Here is a 24806-nt window from a genome sequence, read left to right on the forward strand (position 1 = left end):
AGCCTTGGGGCCGCTCCCCTACGGGGTGGCCCGGCGCAACGTCAGGTAGGCGCCAACACCCAAGAGCGCCGAGAATCCAAGGGCCAGCAGGCCCGTGGTGGCCGGGGTCTGTGCGGCCATCCACGATCCGACGGCCGGCCACCAGGCCTGCCAGGTGATGAGTCCCACGGCACCCACGAGCACCACGGCCAGCCCGATGCCGGCGACCAGCAGGCCCGACGCCTGCCAGCGCTTGTATACGGTGGCTCCCCAGAACCCCAGCAGGAACAAGAACATCATCAAAACAAAGTAGAAGAACATTTGGATGAACCAGTTTTGGTTCGCGATCCACGCCAGGGCGAACATCTGCCCGTCCATGCCCCAGCCATGCGTGGCCGTTTCCAGGTGGCCCAGGATCACGTACAGTCCCGCCACCACGGCCGCCACCACCGCGAAGAGCCCCACGGTGCCCAGGAAGAAGTTCCGCCGGCTAATGCTCAGGCCCTGCGAAAACGGGAAGGTCAGCGACATCGACTGCAGGCCCAGGGCGAAGAAATACCACATCACGGCCTGGCCGGCGCCGGAGTACTTCGCACCCTCGGCGGTATCGGGAATCATGGCCCAGATCGCCAAGGTCAGGGCAAAGGAAGACACCAGGATGACGGCGGGTATGCCCAGAAACGTCCATTTGTTGATGAGCTGCATTTTGGCAACTCCCACTGCGCGGTTCATCGTACTGCTCCCATCCGGGTGTTCTTCGTGGCGGGCGCGGCCGGGTCCGGTTCCGGTTCGCCGTCGAGCCCCAGTCCGGCACCGGCGTCGAGGGTCTTCCTGATGACAAACTGTTGGAGCGAGACCGGACTCAGTTCAAGGCCGAGTTCCCGGGCCTCGCGGCGCTCGGCCGCGGTCAGGGCGCCGTCGAGGGTCAGCGACAGCAGGGCCCCGATGCCCTCCCTGTGCACCACCGTCCGGCCCGCCGCGAACGACTCAACCGTGGCGCCGTGCCCGGCAACATTGACCGCGGAGCCGCGGATGTGGTCGGCGTCGTCGTCGAGGATGATCCGGCCCTTGTCGATGATGACGACGTGTTCGAGCAGGTTCGCGACCTCGTCGATGAGGTGCGAGGAGAGCACGATGGTGCGCGGGAATTCGGCGTAGTCGGCCAGGAGCCTGTCGTAGAACAGTTGGCGGGCCACGGCATCCAGGCCGAGGTAGGGCTCGTCGAAGAACGTCAGCTCCGCCCGCGAGGCCAGTCCGATAATGACGCCCACGGCCGACAACTGCCCGCGGGAAAGCTTCTTGATGCGCCGGTTGAGCGGCAGTTCAAAGTCCTTCACCAATTGCAGGGCGAGGTCGTTGTCCCAGTTCGCGTAGAAGAGCGCCGCCGCCTTGAATGCGTGCCTGGCGTGGAAGTCATCGGGGTATTTTTGGGATTCCCTGATGAAGCAGATCCGGCGCAGGACTTTTTCGTTCTCGTAGGGGTCCTCGCCGAAGACGCTCACCTCGCCGCTGCTGGCAAAGCCCTGGGCGGTCAGGATCGACATCAGGGTGGTCTTGCCGGCCCCGTTGCGGCCCAGCAGCCCGTAGATCTTGTCCCTTTCCAAGGTGAGACTGACCCCGTCGAGGGCCATCGTGTCGCGATACTTTTTGGACACGTTGCCTATGTGGACAATGGGCGTACTCATAGCGCACCTTCCTTCTGCTTCACTGCCATCCCAGGGCCTTCAGTTCCTTGTCCGGCGGTCGCTTGCCCGGCGGCTTCCCGGCCCAGCATCTCGGCGAGCTGGCCGCCGTCGATCCCCAGCTTCCGGGCCTCCCGGGCCAGCGGACGGACAAATTGTTCGTAAAAGTCTTCCCGGCGCCGGCCCAGCAACATGGCCCTGGCACCCGTGGCAACAAACATGCCAATTCCCCGTCTCTTGTAGAGGATTCCGTCGTCGACCAGCCGGTTGACGCCCTTGGCCGCCGTGGCCGGGTTGATCCGGTGGAAGGCCGCAAATTCGTTCGTCGAAGGAACCTGCGCCTCCTCGGCCAACACACCGTCAACAATGTCGTTCTCGATCATTTCGGCAATTTGCAGGAAGATCGGTTTGCTGTCGTCAATCACAGGACCCTTCCTTCCCGGCAGAACCGGGCCATGTACCGCTTCACCGGTTCATTACTCATGTAACTAACCATACAACCTTGGCGGGCGGTGTCAAGGGGTCCCCGTGCGGCATCGGAGCGCTTTTGGCCCGGTACCGTAATCTGGAATGGTGATTATTTCTGCTCTGAGTGACTTCGCCGCGCCCGCACTGCTGGGCCACGGCCCAGCCCCGACGTTGAGCATCCTGCCGGATTGGCTCGACCCCATGACCATCCTCGGCAACGAGGCCATAGGTTTTTGGGTCGTCGTGATCGCCTGCGCCATCATCTTCGCCGAGACCGGCCTGCTGGTGGGCTTCTTCCTTCCCGGTGACTCCCTGCTGTTCACCGCAGGCCTGTTGACCAGCACCGGCCACATGCCCGTGAACATCGGGGTGTTGATGGTCCTGTTGATCATCTGCGCCTTCATCGGCAACCAGGTGGGCTATGTGATCGGCGCCAAGGCCGGCCCGGCCATCTTCAACAAGCCCGACTCCAGGCTCTTCAAGAAGGAACACGTGGAGAACGCCCACGCCTTCTTTGAAAAGCACGGCGGCAAGGCGCTGATCCTGGCCCGCTTCGTGCCGATCGTGCGCACCTTCGTGCCCGTAATTGTGGGTGTGGCCCGCATGAACATGCGCCACTTTGTCCTGTTCAATGCCATCGGCGCCATCCTGTGGGCCGGCGGCGTGACGCTGCTGGGCTTCATCCTTGGCAACAGGTTCCCCTGGGTACAAAAGAACCTCGACATCATCTTCATCATCATCGTGCTGCTCTCGGTCATCCCGATCATCATCGAGTTTGCGAAGGCGTTCCTTGCCAGCCGCAAGGCCAGGAAGTCCTGACCCCCTTTTCCTGAAACAACGACGGCGACCCCCGGCTTGAATGCCGGGGGTCGCCTTTTTGTTGTCCTACCGTTTTTGTTGTCCTACCGGGTGCCGCCCTAGTGGGCGCTGGCCACGGCAATCGCTTCGCCCGAAACGTCCTCGAGCTGCGGATTGCGGTTGGGTGAGCTGAAATAGTAGATCAAGCCGGCGATGCCTGCTCCGAAGAACCAGGAGAAGTCGGAGATGTCCTTGAAGAACGGAACCAGGCCGAACACGATCGCGATGGCCGCGGCCGGGATGAAGGCGATGATGGCCCGCGGGTTGACGCCGCCCTTGTAGAAGTAGGGCTGGTGGTCTTCGAGCGTGTACAGGGCCGGGACGTTGATGCGTGCCTTGCGGATCAGCCAGTAGTCCACCATGATGATGCCGAACAGCGGCCCGAGGAGGGCGCCCAGTCCACCGAGGAAGTAGACGATGACCACGGGGTTGTTGTAGAGGTTCCAGGGCAGGATGACCAGGCCGATGATGGCCGAGATCAGGCTGGCCCGGGCGAAGTTCAGGCGCTTGGGGAAGAAGTTGTTCAAGGCGTAGACGGGGGCCACGAAGTTCGCCATCATGTTCACGGCGATGGTCAGCACCAGCAGCGCCAGGCTGGCAACCACCACCAGGAATGTGTTGGGAATGGACTCAACAATGTCCGACGGGCTCGTAATGATGTGGCCGTTGATCTTGAACTGCGCTCCGGCCATGGTCACCGCGATGATGCCGAAGAGCATCGTATTGATCGGGATGCCCCAGACGTTGCCCTTGACGATGGCCCGCCGGGACTTGGCGGCCCGGGTGAAGTCGCAGAAGTTCAGTACGAACGTTCCGTAGATGGTCACCCACAGTGCCGCGCCGCCGAAGATGCTGCGCCACATGGCGCCGCCGGTGAGCGGGTGGTTGGTGGAGAAGGAGATCGACATGCCGGCCTTGAAGAACATCCAGACCGCCAGGGCCACGAGCGTCACCAAGACGATGGGGCCGGCGAAGACCTCGTACTTGCGAATCATGTCCATGCCGAAGCGGACGATGACCACCTGAACGACCCAGAGGAACAGGAACGTGATCCAGCCCAGGGTCGACAGGCCCAGGAAGGAGTTGTGGTCAAGGCCGGCCAGCCCCGGGGCGATGGCGATGAGCATGACGCGGAGCACCAGTGTGGCCAGGTAGGTCTGGATGCCGAACCAGACGATTGCGACGGCGCCACGAACCGCGGCGGGAAGCTGGGCCCCGCGGATGCCGAAGGCAATCCGGCTCATGACCGGGAACGGGACGCCCGTCTTGTGCCCCATGAAGCCGGAGTAGGTGAGCAGGATGAAGAGGAGCGCCGCGCCGATGGCCAGCGCCAGCAGGATCTGCCAGCTGCCCAGCCCCAGGGCGAACAGGCTCAGGATGAAGCCGTAGTTTCCCAGGCTGTGAACGTCGTTGGCCCACAGGGTGAAGATACTGTACCCCGTCCAGTGCCGGCCCTCTTTTTTCGTGGGGGCGAGGTCCTGGTTGTACAGGGTCGCGCTGATCCGGGGCAGGCCGGGGACTTCCCCGCTCGGCGGGTAGTGCAGGATGTGGTCCACATGCTCGTGATGAGTGCCGTGGATCTGCTGGGACGATGCGTCCGGATCAATCTTCATTTTGAACCTCTCTCGCCGAAGGAGTCGGCCGGGGCGGCGATGTTTTCGCCGTTCATGACATGGAGGACGCCTTCGCGGCGATCCGCGTGGCGCAAGCGAAACGGCGTCATTGCCGATTCGATGCGCCGGGCTGCAGCCGAACTCGCCTTCAACGCAGCAGGGGTGGAAACGTTCATCGTTCTGGACCAATCATTTGGCTGTGGCCTCGTCATCGAGGCCGTGAAAAAAGTGTAAGACTAATCACACTATTCCGCAACAAGAAATTTAGTTTCCATATTATGAAATTGTTGTTCAGATCATGAAGACCCGATGATCCCTGTATTTGCGCAGCGAGGAAGGTCCAAAGGGCAACACAAAGGCGGCCCCCGACATTTAAGTCGGAAGCCGCCTGAGTGCGGTGGAAAGTGCCCCGGTGTCCGCTAGGAGAGGGCCGCCACGATGTGCGGCAGGAGCGCGCGGAACGCGTTGCCGCGGTGGCTGATGGCGTTCTTCTCCGCCGGTGCCAGCTCGGCACAGGACTTCTCCAGGCCGAGCGGCTGCAGGATCGGGTCATAGCCAAAGCCGCCGGCACCGCGCGGTTCCGTCAACAGGGTTCCCTCAAGGGTGCCCTCCCGGACCACGTCCAGGGAGCCGTCGGGGCTGGCAAGCGCCGCGGCGCACACAAAGCGGGCTCCGCGGTGCCCGGCATCGATGTCCCCCAATTGGGCCAGCAGCAGGGCCAGGTTGGCGGCGTCGTCGCCGTGCCGGCCGGCCCAGCGGGCCGAGAAGATCCCGGGGGAACCGCCAAGCACGTCGACGGCCAGTCCGGAGTCGTCGGCGATGGCAAGGATTCCGGTGGCCTTGGCGACCTCGTGGGCCTTCAGCCGGGAGTTCTCGGCAAAGGTGACGCCGGTTTCCTTGACGTCGGGCGCGTCCACGGCGCCGGCGTCGACCACGTCGACGTCAACGTCGAGCCCGGGCACCTGGCCGCGGAGCAGTTCGCGCAATTCACGCAGCTTGCCCTGGTTGTGGGTGGCCAGGACCAGTTTCGGCGCGCCCACTTACTTGCCCAGTGTTTCGCGCTGGATCTGGGCCAGCTGGGTGGTCCCGATCAGCGCCAGGTCCAGCAGCTGGTTCAGTTCGTCGCGGTCGAACGGGGCGCCTTCGGCGGTGCCCTGGACCTCGACGAACTTGCCGGAGCCGGTGACGACGACGTTCATGTCGGTCTCGGCGCGCACGTCCTCGACGTAGGGCAGGTCAAGCATGGGGACCCCGTCGATGATGCCCACGGAGATGGCGGAGACGGTGTCGATCAGCGGCTCGGCGTTCTTCGCGATCAGCTTGTGTTCCTTGGCGTAGCGGATCGCGTCGGCCAGGGCCACATAGGCGCCGGTGATGGCGGCCGTGCGGGTGCCGCCGTCGGCCTGGAGGACGTCGCAGTCCAGGACGATCGTGTTCTCGCCCAGGGCCTTGGTGTCGATGATGGAGCGCAACGAACGGCCGATCAGCCGGGAGATCTCGTGGGTGCGGCCGCCGATCTTGCCCTTGACGGACTCCCGGGAGTTGCGCGTGTTCGTGGCGCGCGGCAGCATGGCGTATTCGGCCGTGACCCATCCGGTTCCTTCGCCCTTGAGCCAGCGCGGCACGCCGGCGGTCAGGGAGGCGGTGCACAGTACGCGGGTGTTGCCGAACTCGATCAGCGCCGAACCTTCGGCTTGCTTGGACCAGCCCCGGGTGATGCTGATGTCGCGGAGTTGGTCGGGGGTGCGGCCGTCGGCGCGCAGGATTGCAGAATCGCTATTCGTCATGAACTAAGCCTACTGGCCGAGGGGCCCGGGGCGGATTCCGGAATCAGCGGATCTTGTTGGCCAGCTTGTAGTTCTTCCGGTCCGTGAAGAACTGGGCGCCCGGCTGGATGAAGCACAGCACGATGGCCACGATGCCGGCCAGGACCTGCAGAATCGTGAAGATCCCGGCGGGGAACGTGAATCCGACCAGGCGGCTCAGCGAGATGACGGCCAGCACGAGCCCGGTGATCCGCGCCCAGCCGTGGCCCTTGTTGATGAAAATCCCGATGATGATGTAGAGGATCACGCCAACGACGCCGGCGACAATGATCGAGCCGATCCCGAAGGCCACGCCCATCCCGACGGCGTCCTGGCCATTGGTGTTGATGTTGCTCTTGGCCAACTGGTCCGCGATCTGCTGGCGGAAGGCCGGCGAGCTTGCGTTGATCACGCCAAAGATGGCGGCAATGACGTTGAGCACGGCGGCCGCAATGATGAGCTGGAAGGCCCACCCGATTTGCTTGGGTCGGACGGGCGCCGGGACGTTGGGCTGCGCCGACCATTCGGGGTTGTAGCTGGGCATTGGCATGTTGCTCATGGTGGAGTCCTTCGCGTCGGTTCCGCCCGGGCAAGCCTTCCCCGGGTGCTTACACGTGAGCCTAGTCATGGTTGGGGCGATAGTCGTGATCATTTCGGAGGATCTTTTCATTACCCGGCTCCCTCGCGAGGACGACTCCGCGCAAAAGATCAGTCCACAGCGGAAACCCCTGTGGTCGCCTGGAATTCCACGAGGCTCCCATACTTGGCGGCAAGGGCCCTGACCGTGGCGTTCCCGGTCAGCACCGGATCCTTATCCGTCTGCAGGATGTCCACCAGCACGGCCTCATTAATGGGGTCCGGCCCCAAGCCCCGGACGTCGCCGGCGGGCGGCATGTATTGTTCCATAATCTCGTGCTGTACTTGCAGGAGCTTCGCCAGGGAGTACTTTGCCGGCACCGTCCGGGTGGTTTTCGACGACGGATCAAGGCTTTTGCGCAGCGTCTCCAGTTCGACGGCGGCCGGATCGTGGGGCAGGGCCACGCCCACGACGAAGATTCCCGGATCAGAGGGGCTGAACCAGTCGCCGGAAAACACCGTTGGATTCCTCGCCACGATGGCGTGGAGCCGGTCCGTCGTTTTGCTCATGGTTCCGCTGCCCTTGAAGTGCGACTCCTGGTAGATCCGGATGGACGGGGCGGGCGACGCCGTGGCGACCACTTCTACGGACGGTTCCGGAGCGCCCGGGCCGGCCGTTGCGGGCGCACATCCGGCCAAAGCCATGGCCACGCCTGCCGCCACCAACACCGGCATTTTCCTCACGACGCACCATCCCAACACCTTCGACAACACCTGGCTTCTTCAAGTATCCAAAGCCGCGCAGTGGTCGGGAATCCCCATGGCCGAACCGTGATCCAAAGGAGACCAGGCCGTGTCGCACCGCGGACCGGTGCGGGGTGGGATCCCTAAATGCTGTAGTGGACGCCGGCGACGGCGGCCGCGACGTCACCCGCGAAGCTGCCGCGGGCCTCGTTCACCACCACATTGGTGTCGGTCCAAACGGGGATGTGGGTCAGCAGCAGCCGCCGCACATTGGCCGCCGTCGCGGCTTCACCGGCGCGCTTGCCGGTCAGGTGGACGTCCTTGATGGCGTCGTCGCGGCCTTCCTCGAATGCTGCCTCGCACAGGAAGAGGTGTGCGTCTCGGGCTGCGTCCTCAAGTCCATCGCAGGAGTCGGTATCCCCGAATAGGTCAGCGTCACGGTCTTGTCCACGCCGGTGCCGTCGTATTCCGTAGCCTCCACGCGCAGCGCGTAGGCCTCCGGGATGGGATGGTTGACGGCGTACGGTGTCACCTTGAACGGGCCCACCGTGACGGGTTCGCGTTCGTTCCACAGCTGGAAGTCGAACTCTTCGCGCATCCCGGGGTCCAGGTCCAGGCCGTAGGCCGTGGCGAGCCTGTCCGCCGTCGCGGCCGGCCCCCACACGGGAATCCGTCCGCGGTTCCAGCCGTTGGGGCTCCATCGCACGGCGACGTGCAAGCCGCACAAGTCCATGCAGTGGTCCGGGTGCAGGTGGGTGAGGAAGATCGCGTCAATGTCCTCCAAATCCATGTACTTTTGCACATCGCCCAGCGCTCCGCTGCCAAGGTCCATCAACACCCGCCACGGCCTGGTGCCGTCGTGCGCCGTCAGCAGGTAGCACGAGGCCGCCGACGACGGCCCCGGGAAGGAGCCGCTGCACCCTACGATCGTCAACTTCATGCCTGTTCCCCCATCGACCGGCCGGGGGCAGCCGGGGCGCCCCCCGAATCCTGCATTACAAAATTTGAGATGCGCGGCGCCCCGGCGGCGGCTGCGGATTTCGCGGCGGCCAGCATGTCGGGGGTGATCCGTGCAATGGAGCCCGTGGGATAGTGCGCCGAAACGTGCGTGACTTGTTCCACGCCGCGCACCTCCGGCCCCAGGAACCGCCGGGCCAGCACGCCGAACTGCTCGGCGTCGCCGGTGGAGAGGAAATTGTGGGTGGGCGGCAGCGTGGACACCCGTTCGAGGTCGTGGCTGACCAGAGCCTTGTAGACGTCCTTCGCCGTTTCCTCGGCACTGGAGACAAGGGTCACCGAATCCCCCATGACGTAGGAGATCACGCCGGTCAGCAGCGGATAGTGCGTGCAGCCGAGCACCAGCGTGTCCACGCCGGCGGTCTTGAGGGGCGCCAGGTACGCCTCGGCCGTGGAGAGGAGTTCGGGGCCGGCGGTGACGCCGGATTCAACAAACCGCACAAAGTCGGGGCAGGCAACGGAGGTGATGGCCAGATCGGGGGCCGCGGCGAAGGTGTCGTCGTAGGCCCGCGAGCCCACCGTGGCCACGGTGCCGATCACGCCAACACGGCCTGTGCGGGTCGCGGCGACCGCGCGGCGCACCGCCGGCTGGATCACCTCGATGACGGGGATGCCGTAGCGGGCCGTGTACCGTTCCCTGGCGTCGCGCAGGACGGCCGCGGAGGCCGAGTTGCAGGCAATGACCAGCAGCTTCACGCCCGAGTCAACCAGTTCATCCATGACGCCCAGCGCGTTGGCGCGGACCTCGGCAATGGGCAGCGGGCCATAGGGGCCGTTCGCCGTGTCGCCCACGTACAGGATGGATTCGTTGGGCAGCTGGTCGATCACCGCGCGCGCCACGGTGAGGCCACCGACGCCGGAATCAAAAATACCAATGGCTCGGTCCGCCATCGGGTGCGGGTCGGAAGCGATCCCTGCACCGGTGCGGGCTGTGACTGGAGTGCCCCCGGGTGTTGTGCTCATGATCGTTTCAGAATAGATGCTTTGCACGGCACCCGGGTACATTTGGCCGCGTCTGTTTTGTCACAGAGCCACACAAACCCCGTCACGCCTTGGGCTACTTGGCGCTCTTGAGCTGCGCCAGCATCGCCTGGACGAGGCTTTCCTGCAGCCATGAGACAAAGTTGTAGACGAGTGACAAGTAGCTTTCCACGTCCTCCGCGTCACCCCAGTCCTGCACCTGGTGGACGCGTTCGGCGTCGGCCTCGTCACGGATTTCCAGGCGTTCGGCCAGCACCAGCCGGACGTCGTTCAACGCCATGGACCAGTGCTTTGCCGCGTCCGGATCCAGGACCAGCTTTTCCTTCTCCAGGTCCAGCGACGCCGCACGCAGCGCACCGATCTTCGTCTCCCGCAAGGAGCGTTCGGTGAGCTGGCGGAACTCAAGGGCGGAGTCGGCGTCGTCCTTGACGGCATCGGGCAACAGCCGGCGCAGGGCGGGGTCCGACGGCGGCGTGACGTCCATGTCCAGGCCGATCAGGGCCGCGAGCGGGTCCTCGTGGGCGGGAGTGTCGGGTTCGAGCATGGTGACGATGTCGGCAAAGAGTTTGCGCAGCAGCTCGCGTTCGGCCGTTTCCAGGAAGCCGGTGATGCCGCGGCGCCCGGCGTTGAAGGCCTTAGCCACGTCCGCCACCCTTCTGAACCGTCGCCCACAGGCCAAAACCGTGCATGGCGACCGCATGGGCCTCCATCTTTTCCTTCGTGCCGTGGGCCACCGCGGATTTTCCTTCCTTGTGCACCTGCATCATCAACGCCTCGGCCTTGGCCTCGGAATAGCCAAAGTAGCTTTGGAATACGAAGCTCACATAGCTCATGAGGTTGACGGGGTCGTTCCAAACAATCAATTCCCAGGGGATGTCGGGGGTAGAAAGTACGTGGGTGGATAGGTCCCGATCCGTTTCCGGGGCTGTGCTGACACTCATGTGTCCATTCTAGTGTTGCCCCACTAAAGTGAATTCCGTGACTACTGCATCAGCATGGGGCCATCCCCGCACATCCTTGTTCACGGATCACTACGAGTTGACCATGCTCCAGGCCGCCCTGCATTCGGGCGCCGCGCACCGCCGCAGCGTGTTCGAGGCCTTCGCCCGGCGCCTGCCGGACGGGCGCCGGTATGGGGTTGTGGGCGGAACCGGGCGCATTCTCGAGGGCCTGGAGCAGTTCCGTTTTGGCACGGCCGAGCTGGATTTTTTGGCCGACAACAACGTGGTCAACGACACGACCCTGGCCTGGCTGGCCGATTTTAAGTTCTCCGGGAACATCTATGGTTACGCAGAGGGCGAACTGTATTTCCCCAATTCGCCCATCCTCACGATCGAATCCACGTTCGCCGAGGCGTGCATCCTGGAAACTTACGTGCTTTCGGTCCTCAACCACGACTCCGCGATTGCCTCCGCCGCCTCCCGCATGATCACCGCCGCCGGCTCGCGTCCCTGCATTGAGATGGGCTCGCGCCGCACGCAGGAGGAGTCCGCCGTGGCTGCCTCGCGCGCCGCCGTCATTGCCGGATTCCACAGCACCTCAAACCTTGAATGCGGCCTGCGCTACGGCGTGCTGACGCAGGGTACGGCGGCGCATTCCTTCACGCTCCTGCACGATTCCGAGGAGGAGGCGTTCCGCGCCCAGCTGCAGTCCCTGGGCACGGACACCACCTTGCTCGTTGACACCTACGACGTCGAAGCGGCCGTGCGCAAGGCCGTGGCGCTTGCCGGCCCGGCCCTGGGCGGGGTGCGCCTGGACTCCGGGGACCTGCTGGCCCAGGCGCACGACGTCCGCGCCCTGCTCGATTCGCTGGGCAACACCAACACGCGCATCACGGTCACGAGCGACCTCGACGAATTTGCCATTGCGTCACTGGCCGCCGCGCCGGTGGATTCCTACGGCGTGGGCACGTCCCTGGTGACCGGATCCGGCGCCCCCACGGCGTCCATGGTGTACAAATTGGTCTCCCGCGAAGGCCCCGACGGCGAGTTCGTTTCCGTCGCCAAGGCCGCGAAGAACAAGGCCAGCGTGGGCGGCAAGAAGTACGCGCTGCGCCGGCTCAACGAGCGTGGCACTGCCACTGCGGAACTCGTGGGGATCGGTGCCCTGCCCGAGAACGACGGCAACGACCGCCCCCTCATTGAACAATTCATGTTCGACGGCGAACTCTCCCCCGGCTGGACAGGCGCGGAAGGCGTGCGGCGCGCCACGGCCCGGCATGCGGCCTCCATGGCCGAGATGCCCGGTGCCGCCCGGCGCCTGCAACGCGGCGAACCCGTCATTCCCACCGATTACGAACAACCCTCAGCAGTACGGAACTAAAGGAGTCATCCATGGCCAAGGCCCTCATCATTGTGGACGTGCAGAACGATTTTTGCGAAGGCGGCTCACTGCCCGTGACGGGCGGGGCGGAGCTGGCCGGCGAAATCACCGAGCTGATCGCGGACGCGCCGGACTTTGACTTCATCGTCGCCACGCAGGACTGGCATGTGGATCCGGGCAGCCATTTTTCCGAAACCCCCGACTTCGTCAACAGCTGGCCCGTGCACTGCGTGGCCGGCAGCAAGGGTGCCGCGCTGCACCGCAACCTGGACACCGAGGACATCGACGCCTACTTCCGCAAGGGCAAGTTCGATGCCGCCTACTCCGGCTTCGACGGTCTCCTGGCGCCGGAGGACGAGGTCATGGTTGGTGAGCGCGAGGCCCACGAGGCCGCGAACCCCGACGACGCCGACTCCCCCGTCAGCCTGGACGACTGGCTCCGCGAGAACGACGTCGAGGACGTGGTGATCGTGGGCCTGGCCACCGACTACTGCGTCCGCGCCACGGCCCTGGACGCCGTCAACGCCGGCTACAACACCACGGTGCTGCGCGACTACGTGCTGGGCATCGACGACGACGCCAGTGAAGAAGCGCTGGACGAACTCGGCGACGCCGGCGTAGAGGTCAAGTAACCCGACCGTCCGGTGGTCGAGCCTGTCGAGACCCAGTGGCCGAACCTTGCATCTCGACATGCTCGATCACACGTCCGGTGGTCGTGCTTGTCGAGACCTCGTACGTTCCTCCACAAGGGTCGAAAACGCGCGGTTAACCACAAACCGGGACTTATCGGTGTATCCACGGACTCGGATACGCCAGTCTTGCCGCATGGCACATGTATATATCCTGCGATGCAGCGACGGCTCCTACTATGTAGGCAGCACCATCGATCTGGCCCGACGACTCAACCAGCACAACGCTGGCGAAGGTGCAGCCTACACGCGGCGTCGTAGACCCGTGACGCTTGTCTGGGCCCAGGAATATGAACGGGTCGACACGGCATTTGCCTTGGAAAAACAAATCCAGGGCTGGAGCCGGGCAAAACGCGAGGCACTCATTGAGGGACGGATTGAAGATCTGCCCGCACTCTCAAGGTCTCGACAAGCTCGACCACCGGGCACAGCCCGACCACCCGGAACAGCCCAGCCACCAGGGACACCGTGAGCCTACGGGTGAACGGGTCTCGACAAGCTCGACCACCGAGACTGCTATTTCCGCCCGAGGAACCAGTCCTGGAGCTTCTTCAGGCGCTGCTGCAGCTGGGGCTCATTGGCCTGAGCCACGGCCGGGCCGCCGCACATGCGCCGCAGTTCGCTGTGCACCATGCCGTGCGGCATGCCGGAGCGGGCGCTCCACGCGGAGACGTTCTTGGCCAACTCGTTGCGCAGGTCCATGAGCATGCGGTGGTCCACCACGGGCGGGGCCTCCGGCTCCGGTTCCGCCGCGCTCTTGCGCCTGCGCCGGGTCTGCTGGTCCGCCTGGCGCTGGCGCAGCAGCACGCCCATCTGTTCGGCATCCAGGAGCCCGGGGATGCCCAGGAAGTCCAGTTCGTCGTCGCTGCCGATTTCGCCGCCGGTGCCGAATTCGCCGCCGTCGAACAACACCCGGTCAAAGGACGCCTGGGATTCGAGCGCCTCGAACTTGAACTTCTCCAGGGTGTCGGAGGCCTTCTCCTCACGGTTGGCGGCCTCCATCTCGGCGTCCTCGTCCTGGAAGCCGTCGGGATCCTTGTCCGGCCGGTCCAAGGCGTGGTCGCGCTCAAGCTCCAACTGGTTTGCCAATTCCATCAGGTTGGGCACGGACGGCAGGAACACCGACGCCGTCTCCCCGCGCTTCCGGGCACGCACGAAGCGGCCGATGGCCTGGGCAAAGAACAGCGGCGTGGCGGTGGACGTGGCGTAGACACCGACGGCCAGGCGCGGCACGTCAACGCCTTCGGACACCATGCGCACGGCCACCATCCAGCGTTTTTCACTGGCGGAAAATTCGTCGATCTTATCCGAGGCCTTGGCGTCGTCGGAGAGGATCACGGTGGGCGACTCGCCCGTGATCTTCTTCAACTGGCCCGCATAGGCCCGGGCATCCTCGTGGTCGGTGGCAATGACCAGGCCGCCGGCGTCGGGCACGGCGCGGCGGACCTCGGTGAGGCGTTTGTCGGCAGCGGCCAGCACGGCCGGGATCCACTCCCCCGCCGGGTTCAGCGCCGTGCGCCACGCCTGGGAGGTGATGTCCTTGGTGACAGGCGCGCCAAGCGTGGCGGCCATTTCCTCCCCGGCGCTGGTGCGCCAGCGCATCTGCCCGGAGTAGGCCATGAACATAACGGGACGCACCACGTGGTCCTTGAGCGCCTCCCCGTAGCCGTAGGTGTAATCGGCCCTGGAGCGGCGGATCCCGTCGCGGTCCTCGGCGTACTCCACGAACGGAATGGCGGCCGTGTCGGAACGGAACGGCGTTCCGGTCAGGGCCAGGCGGCGCGCGGCCGGATCGAAGGCCTCGCGGATGCCGTCGCCCCAGGACAGCGCGTCGCCGCCGTGGTGGATCTCATCCATGATGACGAGGGTGCGGGCGGCCTCGGTCTTGGCCCGGTGCAGCATCGGCTTGCTGGCCACCTGGGCGTAGGTGACGGCGACGCCGATGAATCCCCGGCCGTGGCGGCCGTCTGCGTTCTTGAAATTGGGGTCGATCGAAATGCCGACCTTGGCGGCGGCGTCGGCCCACTGCCGCTTCAAGTGGTCGGTGGGCGTGACGATCGTGATCCGGTTGATGGTGCCGCGGGCAATCAGCTGCGTGGCGATGTGCAGGGCAAAAGTGGTCTTACCTGCTCCGGGGGTTGCCACGGCCAAAAAGTCCCGCGGGTTTTCCGAAAAGTACTTCTCCATGGCTTCGCTCTGCCATGCACGCAGTTTCTGCGCCGTTCCCCAAGCCGCGCGCTCCGGGTAGGCGGGAGGCAGCGACGGGCCACCAAACAATGTTTCCGTCACGAATTTTCCGCCATCAAATCACTTCTTCCTGTGGCGCGCGCCCCTGCGGAGGCACGCCAAATCAAGGCACGGATTTACGCGCCTTTGAAACTGCCGTTGCTGCTCTTTATTCCTTGGGGCCCTTGGGTCCCTTGCCCTTGCCGGGGTTCATGCCCTCGTAGATTGCCTTGCAATCGGGGCACACGGGAAACTTGTGGGGATCGCGCCCCGGGGTCCAGACCTTGCCGCACAGGGCCACCACGGGGTCACCGGTCATGGCCGATTCCATGATCTTTTCCTTGCGCACATAGTGCGAGAACCGCTCGCTGTCGCCGGGTTCAACCTCTTGGCGCAGTTCCTCGCGCTCGATAACGGCCGTGGATCCGCCGGTACTGTGCCTCGGATCGTTTTCAAAGGGGTCTGGTGGCAAGCTCATGGAATCCATTCTAGCGGTTCCGCCGAAACGACTCACCGAGGGATCGGTCACCACACCGGTTTTAAAAAAGTTCGACGGCGGGAGGTGCGGCCCCGTGGGCACCGGCACCTCCCGCCGTCGAAACGCCGTCGAAAAGCGGGCGAAACCCTACACGCCCTGCCAGGTGGGCTTGTTGTTGTAGGCGTGGCGGTAGGTTGCCGCGCCGGCCAGCTTGGAGGCGGCGGCCTCGTCGATGATGACGGTGGCGCGCGGGTGGAACTGCAGGATCGACGCCGGGCACGAGGCCGAGACGGGGCCCTCGACAAAGTTGCGCACGGCGTCGGCCTTGCCGGCGCCGGATGCCACGAGCACCAGGTGGCGGGCGTCCATGATGGTGCCCAGGCCCTGGGTGACGACGTGGTGCGGGACCTGGTCGACGCTGTCGAAGAACCGTGCGTTGTCCTGGCGGGTCTGCTCCGCCAGGGTCTTGATCCGGGTCCGCGAGGCCAGCGAGGAGCCGGGCTCGTTGAAGCCGATGTGGCCGTTGGTGCCGACGCCGAGGATCTGCAGGTCGATGCCGCCGGCGGCCTTGATGGCTTGTTCGTAGGCGGAGCAGGCGGCCAGGATGTCATCGGCCGCACCGTCCGGGCCGTGCACGTTTTCGGCTGCAACGTCCACGCGGTTCGTGAATTCGCGGCGGATCACTTCGCGGTAGGACTCGTAATGCCCCACCGGGAGGCCCACATATTCGTCGAGGGCGAAGCCGTGGGCCTGCGTGAAGCTCAGGCCCTCCTCGTCGTGGCGGCGGGCCAGCTCGTCGTAAATGGGCAGCGGGGAGGAACCTGTGGCCAGGCCGAGGACGGCGTTGGGCTTGCTGCGCACCAGCGCCTCGATGGCGTCGGCGGCGAGAGCGCCGGTTTCCTTGCTGCTGGGGAGGATGATGACCTCCATGAAACACGTTCCTTTCACGGCTTCAAGGCGCCGGTGCCGCTACGGGTGTTCCGGCCTTGGGTGGAGTGGGTTGCAGGAACGCCCCGTCGGCATCCACCGGTGACGGAGGACGGACAGGGCGCTTTTGCCGGCGAAACGAGTTCGCTGGTATTCACCTTAGCGAGAGTCAGCGGTCTACAGAAACGGCCAGCAACAATTCCGGTCCGCGGAGGTTATATTGCCGCGCCCCGAGCCGGATCCCCACCACCAGGAACACGGCGCCGAGCACCAGCCCCACCACCAGGGACAGCCAGCCGTAGAGCGGCCGGCCGGTGGCCAGCGCCATGGCGGTCAGCACCCCTTCCGGGAGCACCAGCAGCACGACGCCGGCAAACCCCGCCAGCTGGACCAGGATCGTGGAGAAGTTGTTGCCCGGCTTGGACTTCAGGGGGCTGTCCCCGGGCAGCGGCACATTCATGATGAAGCGCGAGGAAAACACGCTTGAAAGCCCCAGCCCGCTGCCCACCACGCCCACCAGGAGTCCCAGGGTTGCCGGCAGCAGCGCCCAGCTGTTCCCCAGCGCCGCCCCGACGATCGCGTACACCACCCCGAGCGGCAGGGCCAGGACGGCGGCGGCCATGGCGCGCCCGGCCCGGTCCGCCGTGCCCGGCAGGCCGGCGGCCAGATGCAGCGCAAACGCCGTGTTGTCATAGGAAATGTCCGAGGAGATGGACCAGACCACTAGGAATGCGGCAAAGGCGCCGCCAAGTCCCAGGGCCAGGCCGATCGCGTCCCCGCCGGCAGCCCTGGCGCCGGCAAAGACAAACACGAGCGGCAGCAAAGGCGCCATGATCAGCCCGGCGCTGTAGCGGGGGTCGCGGAACCAGTAACTGAGGCACCGCGCGGCGACGGCACCAGCGGCGGTCGCGGGGAAGACGCTGAAGAAGCCCATCTTCCCGCCGCGGCGGCGCGCACTGCCCGCGTAGGCGGGGGTGACGAGGGCCCTGGCCAGGCACAGCTGCCAGATCCAGGCCAGGACGGCCACCGTGGCCAGGGCGATCAGGAACTTCAGCCCGGCCGCCCCAAAGTTCCCGGCGGCCACCTCGGCAGGCACGGCCCATACGGCGCCCAAGGGGGTCCAGGAAAGCGTGTTGGCCAGGGCGGGCAGGTACTGGGCAAAGTTGGAGACACCCGCGGAGACCCCGTTGATGATGGGCCCCAAGAACAGCAACGGAACCAGGAGCACGATCCCGCTGATGTCCTTGAATCGTCGGGAGGATGCCAGGCTGGCGCTTGCCGACGTCATGGCACGGGAGGCCACGATGCAGCTCAAGGCCGCCAGCGCACCGCAGGGAACGGCGACGACGCCGGCAACGGGGTGCTGCCACCAGGCGGCGGCGGTGCCCACCGAGGCCAGCAGGGTCACGGCGCCGGGGATGCCCAGGAAGCCGGACAGCGCCAGTCCCGTGAGCATGACCGGCATGGGGATGGCGAAGGTGGTGAACCTGGCCGGGTCAAGGGTCATGTCGAGGCCCGCGGCGACGACCGGAATCACCAGCCAGCCAATGAACAGGGCCGCGCCGGAGAGGATCACGGCCGTGCCGATGACGGCGGGCCCCTGTGTGCCCACGAGCACCAGGGCCACGATCACCATGACTAGGGCGCCCAGCCCGTAGATGGCGGCGAACACCAGTCCCACCACCTGCATGGCGCTGCGCCGAAGGGAGTTGCGCAGCAGCGCGAGCTTGAGCCTTAGGAGGTGCGCAACCATTGCAACCCCGCACCTTGGTTCCGGCCACCGACAAGTTCCACGAATTTCTCTTCAAGGCTTTGGCTTCCGCGCACGGCGTCCACCGTGCCGGCGGCGAGTACATTGCCCCCGGCGATGACGGCGACGTGGTCGCACATGCGCTGGACCAGGTCCATGACGTGGCTGGAGACAATCACCGTGCCGCCGTTGTTGACATAGTCGGCCAGGATGTCGCGGATGTTCGCCGCCGACACCGGATCCACGGATTCAAAGGGCTCATCGAGCACCAGCAATTTCGGGGCGTGGATGAGCGCCGAGGCCAGCGCGATCTTCTTCGTCATGCCGGCCGAGTAGTCGACCACCAGGGTCCCCGCGTCCTTGGACAGGTCGAGGGCGGACAACAGGTCCTTGACCCGCTCCGTGACGGTGCCCTTGTCCATGCCGCGCAGCAGGCCCGCATAGGAGACGAGCTGCTCGCCGGTCAGCCGGTCAAAGAGCCGCACGCCGTCGGGCAGCAGGCCCATGAGGCGCTTGGCCTCCAGTGGCTGCTCCCAGACGGATACGCCGCGCACCCACACGGCCCCGGCGTCGGGCCGGAGCAGGCCCGTGGCCATGGACAACGACGTCGTCTTGCCGGCGCCGTTGGGGCCCACCAGGCCGTAGAAGGAGCCGGCCGGCACGTCGAGGTCAATGCCGTTGACGGCGATCTTGGGGCCAAAACGCTTGGCCAGTCCCCGGATTGCCAGTGCCGGGGGCCGGGTGGCGGCGGCTGTGGATGAAGGATTTTGGGTCATGCCGCCACCCTAACAATCCGGTCGTCCTGCTTACGCCATCCAAAAGGATGACTTCGCCCCCGGCCGCGCCGGAGCCCTCCGGCTTAGAACAGGGCCCTCGCCAGCGCCTGGCGGGAGGTGGAGACGCGCGGGTCGCCGACGCCGATCACGTCGTAGAGTTCGAGCAGGCGCACGCGGGCGGGTTCGCGTTCGGCACCAAAGTGCAGCGAAATGTACTTCACGAGCCGGGCGAAGGCGTCCTCAACGTGGCCGCCCGTGACGTCCAGGTCGGCCACGGCCAGGTGGGCGTCAAGGTCGTCGGGGTCGCCGGCGGCGCGGGTGCGGAACGCGTCGGCCGCCACGGTGTCGATCTCCGCGGTGCGCCGCATCAGGTTCACCTGGGCCAGGCCCACCTTGGCGTCCGTGTCGGATGGCATTTCGGCCAGGGCCTTCTCGTAGGCGGCCTGGGCGGTGGCCAGGTCGCCGGCTTCGATGGCGTCGTAAGCGGCCTGGTGGAGGGGCGGCAGCGGAGCAGGTTCGGCGTCGTCGGGCAGTCCGCCCAGGTTGCCGGTGACGCCGTTGCTGGCGGCCACCTTGAGCAATTCGTCCAGGAACGACTTGATCTGTTCCTCCGGCAGCTCGCCTTCAAACAGGGGCACGGGCTGTCCCTTGACCAGGGCCACCACGGTGGGGAGCGCCGCCACGCCAAACGCCTGGGCGATCTGCGGGCTCGTGTCCGCGTCGACCCGGCCCAGGGCGATCCGGCCGGCATAGTCGGTGACGAGTTTTTCCAGGACCCCGTTGAGCGCGGCCGACTGGGTGGAACGGCTGGAGCCCAGCGAGACGACGACGGGCACGGTCTGCGACAGGCCCACGAATTCCTGGAAGCTTTGCTCGTTGACGTCCACCGCGTACGGGGAACCGCCCGTGGGGGCGCCCGCAGGGGCGGTGGCACGGGCCTTCAGGGCGGAAAGGTCGACGGCGCCGCGCAGGTTGATCCCGGCGGCCGGGTTCGCGGGCATGGAACTGTTTTGGCTCATGAATCCACTCTAACTGTGCCGGCCCGCGGCGATTCCATTTCACGCCGCGGGCGAAAAACCACTACCTGAACTTGGCCCCGACCAGCGAACGGGTGGCGGAGACGATGGTGATCTGGCTTCCCGCACCTGCCGGCGGGATGACCATGACGATCGGTTCCGCGTAGCTGAGCACGAAACCCTTGGTGGTTTGCGTGCCGCCGGCAAGGACGGCCGCGTCGGCGCCGATGGTCAGCGTGGCGTCTGCCTTCGATGTTGCATTGATGCCGAAGGTGTAGCCGACCACCACCATGGCTCCGCCGTCGGAGGTGCGCATGGCGAGCGTGGAGTCGTTGTTGGCCGTGTGGCTGAACACGTAGCTGGCGTCCTTGGCTTCCTTGGCCACGTTGGCCTGCGTGTCAAGGGCGCTGGTGATGTAGACGCTTTCCTTGAAGCTCGCCTTCCACTTGCTGTCGGCCTTGGTCAGCCGGTCGCTCAGGGCCGCCACGGCGTCCTTGGGACTCATGAGCAGTCCGGTTGCCGAATCCAGGGGCAACGCGGCGGAGCCTTCCTTGTCCACGGTGGGGAAGGTCTGGCCCGGCAGCAGGGGCGTGGCCTGGACCAGCTTGTAGTTTTCCCGCGCACTTGCCTGCACCAGCGTGAGCAGTTGCGGCAGGGAATTGTTCGCACCCCTGGTCACGGCCATGGCCGACCGCGGCCAGGTGGACGCAGTGGTCACGACGCGTGCGAGGAGCGTGGAGCTGTTGACCGGCTCCGGTGCGGCCTGCTTGGCATCCTTGGAACGGATCTTGTAGTTGGCGGCACGCATGTCCAGCGCCATGCCCGCCACGCGGGGCTCGAGCTCCTTGGCGTTCTTGGCGTTGTCGCCGGTGCTGACCACCCCGGCGACGGCGACGGCGATCCGTTCGACCTGGCTGTCCAGTAGCACCGGCACTCCTGCCGTGGCGGCGGCTGTGGCGGTCGCCGAGGCGGTGGCACTTGCCGAAGCCGTGGCACTTGCCGAGGGTGTGGGGGCCGGTGTCGTGGAATCCGCGGCGACGGCCGGGCCCATGCTTCCGGCAACCAGGACTGCGGCCAGGGCGGCGCCCCACCGTGCCTTCAGGGACAGGCCAAACTTGCGAGCGGGGGCCACCGCAAATTCGTTCTTTTCAGGCTTCCCCGGGGCCGAATCCTTGGCGGAGGAGTTGCCCTCACCGGAGGCGTCGGCCGGGCCGGAATCGCCCGGGGTGCCGGCATCGCTGTCGGTGTCGTCGTCCTCGGCCTCAACCGTGGACTCGGACTTGGTGTCGCTGGCCGTGTCCTCGACCGTGTCGTCGGCCTTGGGCTCAACCGAGCCACCCTCAACGGGGGTTTCCGTGGGACCAAAGACGTCCTTGGGAAGCGCTGCGGCGTGGCCGGCGTCGGGTGCCGGCGCTGCGGCGGGCGTTTCGACGTCGTCCGCGGCAGCCGCGCGCTTGGCGCGGCGGGCGTCGGCGATGGTCGCCGGTTTCGGCTCGTCCGTTGTACCTTCGCGGGCGGCCACCAGCTTGGCAACCTCCATGGCGCCAGTGGCAGGATCGGACGGGTTCCGCCCGGCTGAGCGGCGGCCGGGCACTGCCGCGACGGCCGGCTTGGGGGTGCGTGGTGCAATCCAGAACAGCAGCGCGGCCAATGCCAGCAGGGCCGAACCAATGATCATCAGCGGCACGGCCCAGGGGGTGCCGGCGTCGTTGGCGGTGGTGATGGAGATGTCGGTGGGGGCCGGGGCCGTTCCGTCCGAGGAGACCAGCAGGGCCCAGTCGCCGTGGCCGGGAGCCTGCCAGGTGTAGTTCAGCTCGCCGGTGGCCTTTTCCTCGCTGACCCACATGTCCGAGCCCGCGGGGTTGGGAACCTTCTGGGCGCCCTTCGTGCTCTGCGTGGTCAGGGCGGAGAAGTCGGAGTTCACGCCGGTTACGTCGGTGTGGGCGGCGTCGCCGATCCATCCGGTAATGTCGCGCTGCTGGCCCACGGCAAGCTGGATGGGGCCCGCGGACTTGATGTTCAGGGTGAAATTCCCGCCCTTCGCATTGAGCACCTCGGGCCCAATGACTGTCAATGGAGCCGACGCCACACTGCCCGAAACAGCGGCGGTGATGGTCGCCGGGGGCAGCCAAATGGTGCGCTGGCCAATCCCGGACCCCAAGACGAGAAGGCCCAAAATGGCCAAGACAATTGCAATCTTTGAACGCAAGTACATACCTAACATCGGCGGACAACTACTTTGATCGTTTGTTCTAGGGTAACCGAACCGTTATCTTTGCGGGGCGTTTTGCGAGCTTGATCTCACCTTCACCCGCGCGCCCTGCGGGGCCGGACGGTGCCGGAATCCCACGCATCCGGGGGCGCCAAATGGCGGCTTCGGCGGCCCTGCGCTGATAATGTCAAACCACCATCAACGAGTCGGGGCCGGTGGCCTCTTCTCCCGCCCCGGACACGAAGGCAGCCTTCCTTGAGCTCCCCCCACGAACCAGACGCCACAGGGTCTTCCGACGCCGGGGCGCACCTTCCCGACGACGCCCCCGAGGGCACCGAAGCCGCCGAAGCAACCGACGACGGCGCCGCCCCGGAAGAGGCCGAAGCCGCCGAACCGGCCCACGGCTTGCGCGCCTGGCTGCTCAAGCGGGTCAAGCAGCCGCTGCCGGGCGCCCACCCGCGCGTCCGTTTCGACCTGCCGACAGTCGAGGAATCGGTGGCCGCCGACGCTGCGGCGGTCGATTCCGCCCCGGGCGCCAGCCTGTTCCGCCATCCCATCTACTTCGGGTTCATGGGCACGGTGGGCGTGGGCATTGCGTTGTTCCTGAACTACATGATCACCAACACCTCGCAACTGCTGTTGTGGATCGTCACGGCGCTGTTCATCTCGCTGGGGCTCGACCCCGTGGTGCGCTGGCTGGAAAACCGCAAGGTGCCCCGGCCGCTGGGCATCGTGGTGGTGCTGCTGGGCCTGTTGGGAATCGTGGCGATCTTCTTTGCCACGCTGATCCCCACCATCATCGACCAGACCACCCAGCTGGTGGTCAAGGCCCCCGGCTGGATCAACGACTTTTTGACCTCCGATTTCTTCCAGCACTTGGACGTCCAGTACCACGTGCTGGACACCATCAACGCCCAGGTTGCCAAGTTCTTCCAGAACGCGCAGGCCGTGGGCGGCATCTTTGGCGGCGTGGTTGGCGTTGGCACCACCATCGCCAACGGGCTCTTTGGCACCTTGATCGTCCTGGTGCTGAGCCTGTACTTCCTGGCGTCCCTGCCCGGCATCAAGAAATGGGGCTACCGACTCGCTCCGCGCTCACGCCGGGCCCGGGTTGAGGAACTGAGCGAGGAAATCACCCGCGGCGTGGGCAACTACGTCATTGGGCAGGTGTGCGTGGCGGTGCTCAACGCCACGTATGCCTTCATCATCATGTCGATCCTGCATGTGCCGTTCAGCGTGCTGCTGGCGTTCGTGGTGGCGCTGCTGGCTTTCATTCCGCTGGTGGGCGGCATGCTCGCCGCCGTCGTCGTCATAGCCGTCAGCCTGACGGGAGGCTGGCAAACGGCCCTGATCTACGCCATCTGCTACATCGCCTACCTGCAGTTCGAGGCCTATTTCGTCTCCCCCCGCATCATGGAAAAGGCGGTGGCCGTGCCGGGTTCCGTCGCCGTCATCTCGGTCATCGCCGGCGGCAGCCTGCTGGGCGTCCTGGGGGCGCTGATCGCCATTCCCACGGCCGCCGCCGTCATGCTGCTGGTCAAGGAAGTATTCATCTCCCGCCAGGACAAACACTAGGCGCAGCGGGGCTGGCGGGGAGGGTCTGCGGTCCGCGCGGTGTTGGTGGTCACAGCCATTAGGTATAACATCTTACCTAAAGCTTTGACGGCGACGACGACGAGCCCCTCGTGAAAAGGAACACCCATGACCCCCTCGGCAACCCGCACCGTTTACCTCGACTGCGACACGGGGGTCGACGACTCCCTGGCCCTTGCCTATCTGCTCGCCGACCCCGCAACCGATCTGGTGGGCATTGGCACCGTCAGCGGCAACTGCTCCGCCGCACAAGGGGCCCGCAACACCCTTGACCTGCTGGCGCTTGCCGGCCGGGGAACCATTCCCGTGGCAGTGGGCGCCCATGACCCGCTGGCCCACCCGTACGACGGCGGCGTTCCGCACATTCACGGCGCCAACGGCGTGGGCAACGTGGAATTACCCACGGCGGACATCGAACCGCGCGGCGGCAGTGCCGCCGAGCTGCTCATCGCACTGTCCCACGAACATGCCGGCGAGCTCTCGATCGTCACGATCGGGCCAATGACGAACATCGCCCTTGCCCTGCGCCTGGACCCCACACTGCCCACCCGAGTCAAGGACCTCACCATCATGGGCGGCGCCGCTCTGGTGGCCGGCAACGTCACCCCGGTCGCCGAGGCGAACATCTGGAACGATCCCGAAGCCGCGTCGGAATCCATCGCCGCAGACTGGGACGTGACCCTTGTCCCGCTCGACATTACGCTTGAAAACGTCCTGGAGGAATCCCACCGCGAGGCGCTTGAAAACGCGGGGCACCCGTTTGTCAGCGCCCTGGGCCGGATCCTCGACTTCTACTTTGACTTCTATGTGGACTTCTACGGGCGCCGCGCCTCGGCACTCCACGACCCCCTCGCCACGGCCATCGCGGTCGGCGGCATCACCCCCACGAACGCCCCCCGCGTCAACGTCATCGTTGACACAACCGACGGGCCCGGCCGCGGCCAGACCATCTGCGACCTGCGCGGGCAGCGCCTGGGCCCCGTGGACCAGCCCGGCGCCAACTGCAGGGTGGTCCTGGCCACCGACAAGCCGTTGGCCCCCCTGCTGGTGCAGAGCCTGCTCGACTACCCCGCGACCGTCGACGCCAGCTAGGA

25 protein-coding genes and 1 pseudogene are annotated in these 24806 nt (G+C 65.8%); 7 read left to right on the top strand and 19 right to left on the bottom strand.

What is annotated here, in order from left to right:
• Positions 1-18 precede the first annotated feature (18 nt).
• Genes AL755_RS15530 through AL755_RS15540 form a run of 3 tightly spaced genes read right to left on the bottom strand, consistent with a single transcriptional unit; the run spans position 19 to position 2086 of the window.
• Positions 19-711 carry a hypothetical protein gene (locus tag AL755_RS15530; RefSeq protein WP_054011774.1) on the bottom strand — a complete coding sequence of 231 codons (693 nt, stop codon included), beginning with the start codon at positions 709-711 and terminating at the stop codon, positions 19-21.
• The gene (locus AL755_RS15535; RefSeq protein WP_082369346.1) at positions 708-1664 is read right to left on the bottom strand and encodes an ABC transporter ATP-binding protein; all 957 of its coding nucleotides are present in this window, start codon (positions 1662-1664) and stop codon (positions 708-710) included. The genes AL755_RS15530 and AL755_RS15535 overlap by 4 nt, the downstream gene beginning before the upstream one ends.
• Positions 1661-2086, bottom strand: coding sequence for a GntR family transcriptional regulator (locus AL755_RS15540; protein ID WP_445290442.1), 426 nt, complete (start codon positions 2084-2086; stop codon positions 1661-1663). The genes AL755_RS15535 and AL755_RS15540 overlap by 4 nt, the downstream gene beginning before the upstream one ends.
• 145 nt (positions 2087-2231) lie before the next feature.
• Between AL755_RS15540 and AL755_RS15545 the strand changes: the two genes are divergently transcribed.
• A complete protein-coding gene (locus AL755_RS15545; protein WP_054011775.1) occupies positions 2232-2948 on the top strand; it encodes a VTT domain-containing protein in 717 nt (238 codons plus the stop codon).
• A 98-nt stretch (positions 2949-3046) separates the two neighbouring features.
• Here AL755_RS15545 and AL755_RS15550 read toward each other — a convergent pair whose 3' ends face one another.
• Complete coding sequence (locus AL755_RS15550) at positions 3047-4600, bottom strand: NCS1 family nucleobase:cation symporter-1 (RefSeq protein WP_054011776.1); 1554 nt, start codon at positions 4598-4600, stop codon at positions 3047-3049.
• Between AL755_RS15550 and AL755_RS24110 the strand changes: the two genes are divergently transcribed.
• The gene (locus AL755_RS24110) at positions 4562-4834 is read left to right on the top strand and encodes a hypothetical protein (protein ID WP_150117138.1); all 273 of its coding nucleotides are present in this window, start codon (positions 4562-4564) and stop codon (positions 4832-4834) included. The two genes, AL755_RS15550 and AL755_RS24110, sit on opposite strands and share 39 nt — an antisense overlap.
• Positions 4835-5019: 185 nt before the next feature.
• Here AL755_RS24110 and rdgB read toward each other — a convergent pair whose 3' ends face one another.
• From rdgB to clpS, 8 genes and pseudogenes are all read right to left on the bottom strand, one after another.
• The gene (gene rdgB, locus AL755_RS15560) at positions 5020-5640 is read right to left on the bottom strand and encodes an RdgB/HAM1 family non-canonical purine NTP pyrophosphatase (RefSeq protein WP_054011778.1); all 621 of its coding nucleotides are present in this window, start codon (positions 5638-5640) and stop codon (positions 5020-5022) included.
• The gene (gene rph, locus AL755_RS15565; RefSeq protein WP_054011779.1) at positions 5641-6387 is read right to left on the bottom strand and encodes a ribonuclease PH; all 747 of its coding nucleotides are present in this window, start codon (positions 6385-6387) and stop codon (positions 5641-5643) included.
• Positions 6388-6430: 43 nt separating this feature from the next.
• Positions 6431-6964 carry a hypothetical protein gene (locus AL755_RS15570; RefSeq protein WP_054011780.1) on the bottom strand — a complete coding sequence of 178 codons (534 nt, stop codon included), beginning with the start codon at positions 6962-6964 and terminating at the stop codon, positions 6431-6433.
• A gap of 149 nt (positions 6965-7113) precedes the next feature.
• The gene (locus tag AL755_RS15575) at positions 7114-7725 is read right to left on the bottom strand and encodes a hypothetical protein (RefSeq protein ID WP_150117139.1); all 612 of its coding nucleotides are present in this window, start codon (positions 7723-7725) and stop codon (positions 7114-7116) included.
• Between the two features lie 143 nt (positions 7726-7868).
• A pseudogene (locus AL755_RS15585) lies at positions 7869-8665 on the bottom strand (MBL fold metallo-hydrolase).
• Positions 8662-9705 carry a glutamate racemase gene (gene murI / locus AL755_RS15590; protein ID WP_082369591.1) on the bottom strand — a complete coding sequence of 348 codons (1044 nt, stop codon included), beginning with the start codon at positions 9703-9705 and terminating at the stop codon, positions 8662-8664. The pseudogene AL755_RS15585 and the gene murI overlap by 4 nt, the downstream one beginning before the upstream one ends.
• Positions 9706-9799: 94 nt before the next feature.
• The gene (locus tag AL755_RS15595; protein WP_054013109.1) at positions 9800-10366 is read right to left on the bottom strand and encodes a DUF2017 domain-containing protein; all 567 of its coding nucleotides are present in this window, start codon (positions 10364-10366) and stop codon (positions 9800-9802) included.
• Positions 10359-10664, bottom strand: a complete 306-nt coding sequence (clpS, locus tag AL755_RS15600; RefSeq protein WP_054011784.1) for an ATP-dependent Clp protease adapter ClpS — start codon at positions 10662-10664, stop codon at positions 10359-10361. The genes AL755_RS15595 and clpS overlap by 8 nt, the downstream gene beginning before the upstream one ends.
• Before the next feature lie 37 nt (positions 10665-10701).
• Here clpS and AL755_RS15605 point away from each other — a divergent pair, with 37 nt between their 5' ends.
• The 3 genes from AL755_RS15605 to AL755_RS22515 all read left to right on the top strand — a co-directional run bounded on the left by AL755_RS15605 (position 10702) and on the right by AL755_RS22515 (position 13206).
• The gene (locus tag AL755_RS15605) at positions 10702-12045 is read left to right on the top strand and encodes a nicotinate phosphoribosyltransferase (protein ID WP_192841623.1); all 1344 of its coding nucleotides are present in this window, start codon (positions 10702-10704) and stop codon (positions 12043-12045) included.
• 11 nt (positions 12046-12056) lie between these two features.
• Positions 12057-12677 (top strand): isochorismatase family protein, encoded by a 621-nt coding sequence (locus AL755_RS15610; protein WP_054011786.1) that lies wholly within the window; start codon positions 12057-12059, stop codon positions 12675-12677.
• A 193-nt stretch (positions 12678-12870) separates the two neighbouring features.
• Entirely contained in the window at positions 12871-13206 is a 336-nt protein-coding gene (locus AL755_RS22515; protein ID WP_082369347.1) for a GIY-YIG nuclease family protein, read from the top strand.
• A 44-nt stretch (positions 13207-13250) separates the two neighbouring features.
• On the opposite strand, the gene AL755_RS15615 is transcribed toward AL755_RS22515, so the two are convergent.
• The 7 genes from AL755_RS15615 to AL755_RS15645 form a co-directional block, all read right to left on the bottom strand.
• On the bottom strand, positions 13251-15023 hold the full coding sequence (locus AL755_RS15615) for a DEAD/DEAH box helicase (RefSeq protein ID WP_054011787.1): 1773 nt from the start codon (positions 15021-15023) through the stop codon (positions 13251-13253).
• 106 nt (positions 15024-15129) lie between these two features.
• Complete coding sequence (locus AL755_RS15620) at positions 15130-15447, bottom strand: DUF3039 domain-containing protein (protein WP_054011788.1); 318 nt, start codon at positions 15445-15447, stop codon at positions 15130-15132.
• Positions 15448-15585: 138 nt separating this feature from the next.
• The gene (gene nagB / locus AL755_RS15625; RefSeq protein ID WP_054011789.1) at positions 15586-16368 is read right to left on the bottom strand and encodes a glucosamine-6-phosphate deaminase; all 783 of its coding nucleotides are present in this window, start codon (positions 16366-16368) and stop codon (positions 15586-15588) included.
• Positions 16369-16534: 166 nt separating this feature from the next.
• Positions 16535-18118 (bottom strand): hypothetical protein, encoded by a 1584-nt coding sequence (locus AL755_RS15630; protein WP_054011790.1) that lies wholly within the window; start codon positions 18116-18118, stop codon positions 16535-16537.
• The gene (locus AL755_RS15635) at positions 18100-18891 is read right to left on the bottom strand and encodes an ABC transporter ATP-binding protein (protein ID WP_054011791.1); all 792 of its coding nucleotides are present in this window, start codon (positions 18889-18891) and stop codon (positions 18100-18102) included. The genes AL755_RS15630 and AL755_RS15635 overlap by 19 nt, the downstream gene beginning before the upstream one ends.
• A gap of 83 nt (positions 18892-18974) precedes the next feature.
• Positions 18975-19910, bottom strand: a complete 936-nt coding sequence (locus AL755_RS15640) for a tetratricopeptide repeat protein (protein WP_054011792.1) — start codon at positions 19908-19910, stop codon at positions 18975-18977.
• A gap of 61 nt (positions 19911-19971) precedes the next feature.
• Entirely contained in the window at positions 19972-22092 is a 2121-nt protein-coding gene (locus AL755_RS15645) for a hypothetical protein (RefSeq protein ID WP_160318920.1), read from the bottom strand.
• Positions 22093-22374: 282 nt separating this feature from the next.
• On the opposite strand from AL755_RS15645, the gene AL755_RS15650 reads away from it, so the two are divergent.
• Together AL755_RS15650 and AL755_RS15655 are read left to right on the top strand one after the other, a co-directional pair.
• Positions 22375-23694 (top strand): AI-2E family transporter, encoded by a 1320-nt coding sequence (locus tag AL755_RS15650; protein WP_054011794.1) that lies wholly within the window; start codon positions 22375-22377, stop codon positions 23692-23694.
• Positions 23695-23820: 126 nt separating this feature from the next.
• Complete coding sequence (locus AL755_RS15655; RefSeq protein ID WP_054011795.1) at positions 23821-24804, top strand: nucleoside hydrolase; 984 nt, start codon at positions 23821-23823, stop codon at positions 24802-24804.
• Positions 24805-24806: the final 2 nt, after the last annotated feature.

It is taken from the genome of Arthrobacter sp. ERGS1:01 (assembly GCF_001281315.1).
Taxonomy (GTDB): Bacteria; Actinomycetota; Actinomycetes; order Actinomycetales; family Micrococcaceae; genus Specibacter.

Coding starts and splice junctions, on each gene's coding strand:
- AL755_RS22515 (WP_082369347.1), top strand. CDS start 12,871: ATGGCACATGTATATATCCTGCGATGCAGCGACGGCTCCTACTATGTA.
- AL755_RS15635 (WP_054011791.1), bottom strand. CDS start 18,891: ATGACCCAAAATCCTTCATCCACAGCCGCCGCCACCCGGCCCCCGGCA.
- AL755_RS15570 (WP_054011780.1), bottom strand. CDS start 6,964: ATGAGCAACATGCCAATGCCCAGCTACAACCCCGAATGGTCGGCGCAG.
- clpS (WP_054011784.1), bottom strand. CDS start 10,664: ATGAGTGTCAGCACAGCCCCGGAAACGGATCGGGACCTATCCACCCAC.
- nagB (WP_054011789.1), bottom strand. CDS start 16,368: ATGGAGGTCATCATCCTCCCCAGCAGCAAGGAAACCGGCGCTCTCGCC.
- AL755_RS15655 (WP_054011795.1), top strand. CDS start 23,821: ATGACCCCCTCGGCAACCCGCACCGTTTACCTCGACTGCGACACGGGG.
- AL755_RS15550 (WP_054011776.1), bottom strand. CDS start 4,600: ATGAAGATTGATCCGGACGCATCGTCCCAGCAGATCCACGGCACTCAT.
- murI (WP_082369591.1), bottom strand. CDS start 9,705: ATGAGCACAACACCCGGGGGCACTCCAGTCACAGCCCGCACCGGTGCA.
- AL755_RS15530 (WP_054011774.1), bottom strand. CDS start 711: ATGAACCGCGCAGTGGGAGTTGCCAAAATGCAGCTCATCAACAAATGG.
- AL755_RS15535 (WP_082369346.1), bottom strand. CDS start 1,664: ATGAGTACGCCCATTGTCCACATAGGCAACGTGTCCAAAAAGTATCGC.
- AL755_RS15630 (WP_054011790.1), bottom strand. CDS start 18,118: ATGGTTGCGCACCTCCTAAGGCTCAAGCTCGCGCTGCTGCGCAACTCC.
- AL755_RS15545 (WP_054011775.1), top strand. CDS start 2,232: ATGGTGATTATTTCTGCTCTGAGTGACTTCGCCGCGCCCGCACTGCTG.
- AL755_RS15620 (WP_054011788.1), bottom strand. CDS start 15,447: ATGGATTCCATGAGCTTGCCACCAGACCCCTTTGAAAACGATCCGAGG.
- AL755_RS15640 (WP_054011792.1), bottom strand. CDS start 19,910: ATGAGCCAAAACAGTTCCATGCCCGCGAACCCGGCCGCCGGGATCAAC.
- AL755_RS15610 (WP_054011786.1), top strand. CDS start 12,057: ATGGCCAAGGCCCTCATCATTGTGGACGTGCAGAACGATTTTTGCGAA.
- rph (WP_054011779.1), bottom strand. CDS start 6,387: ATGACGAATAGCGATTCTGCAATCCTGCGCGCCGACGGCCGCACCCCC.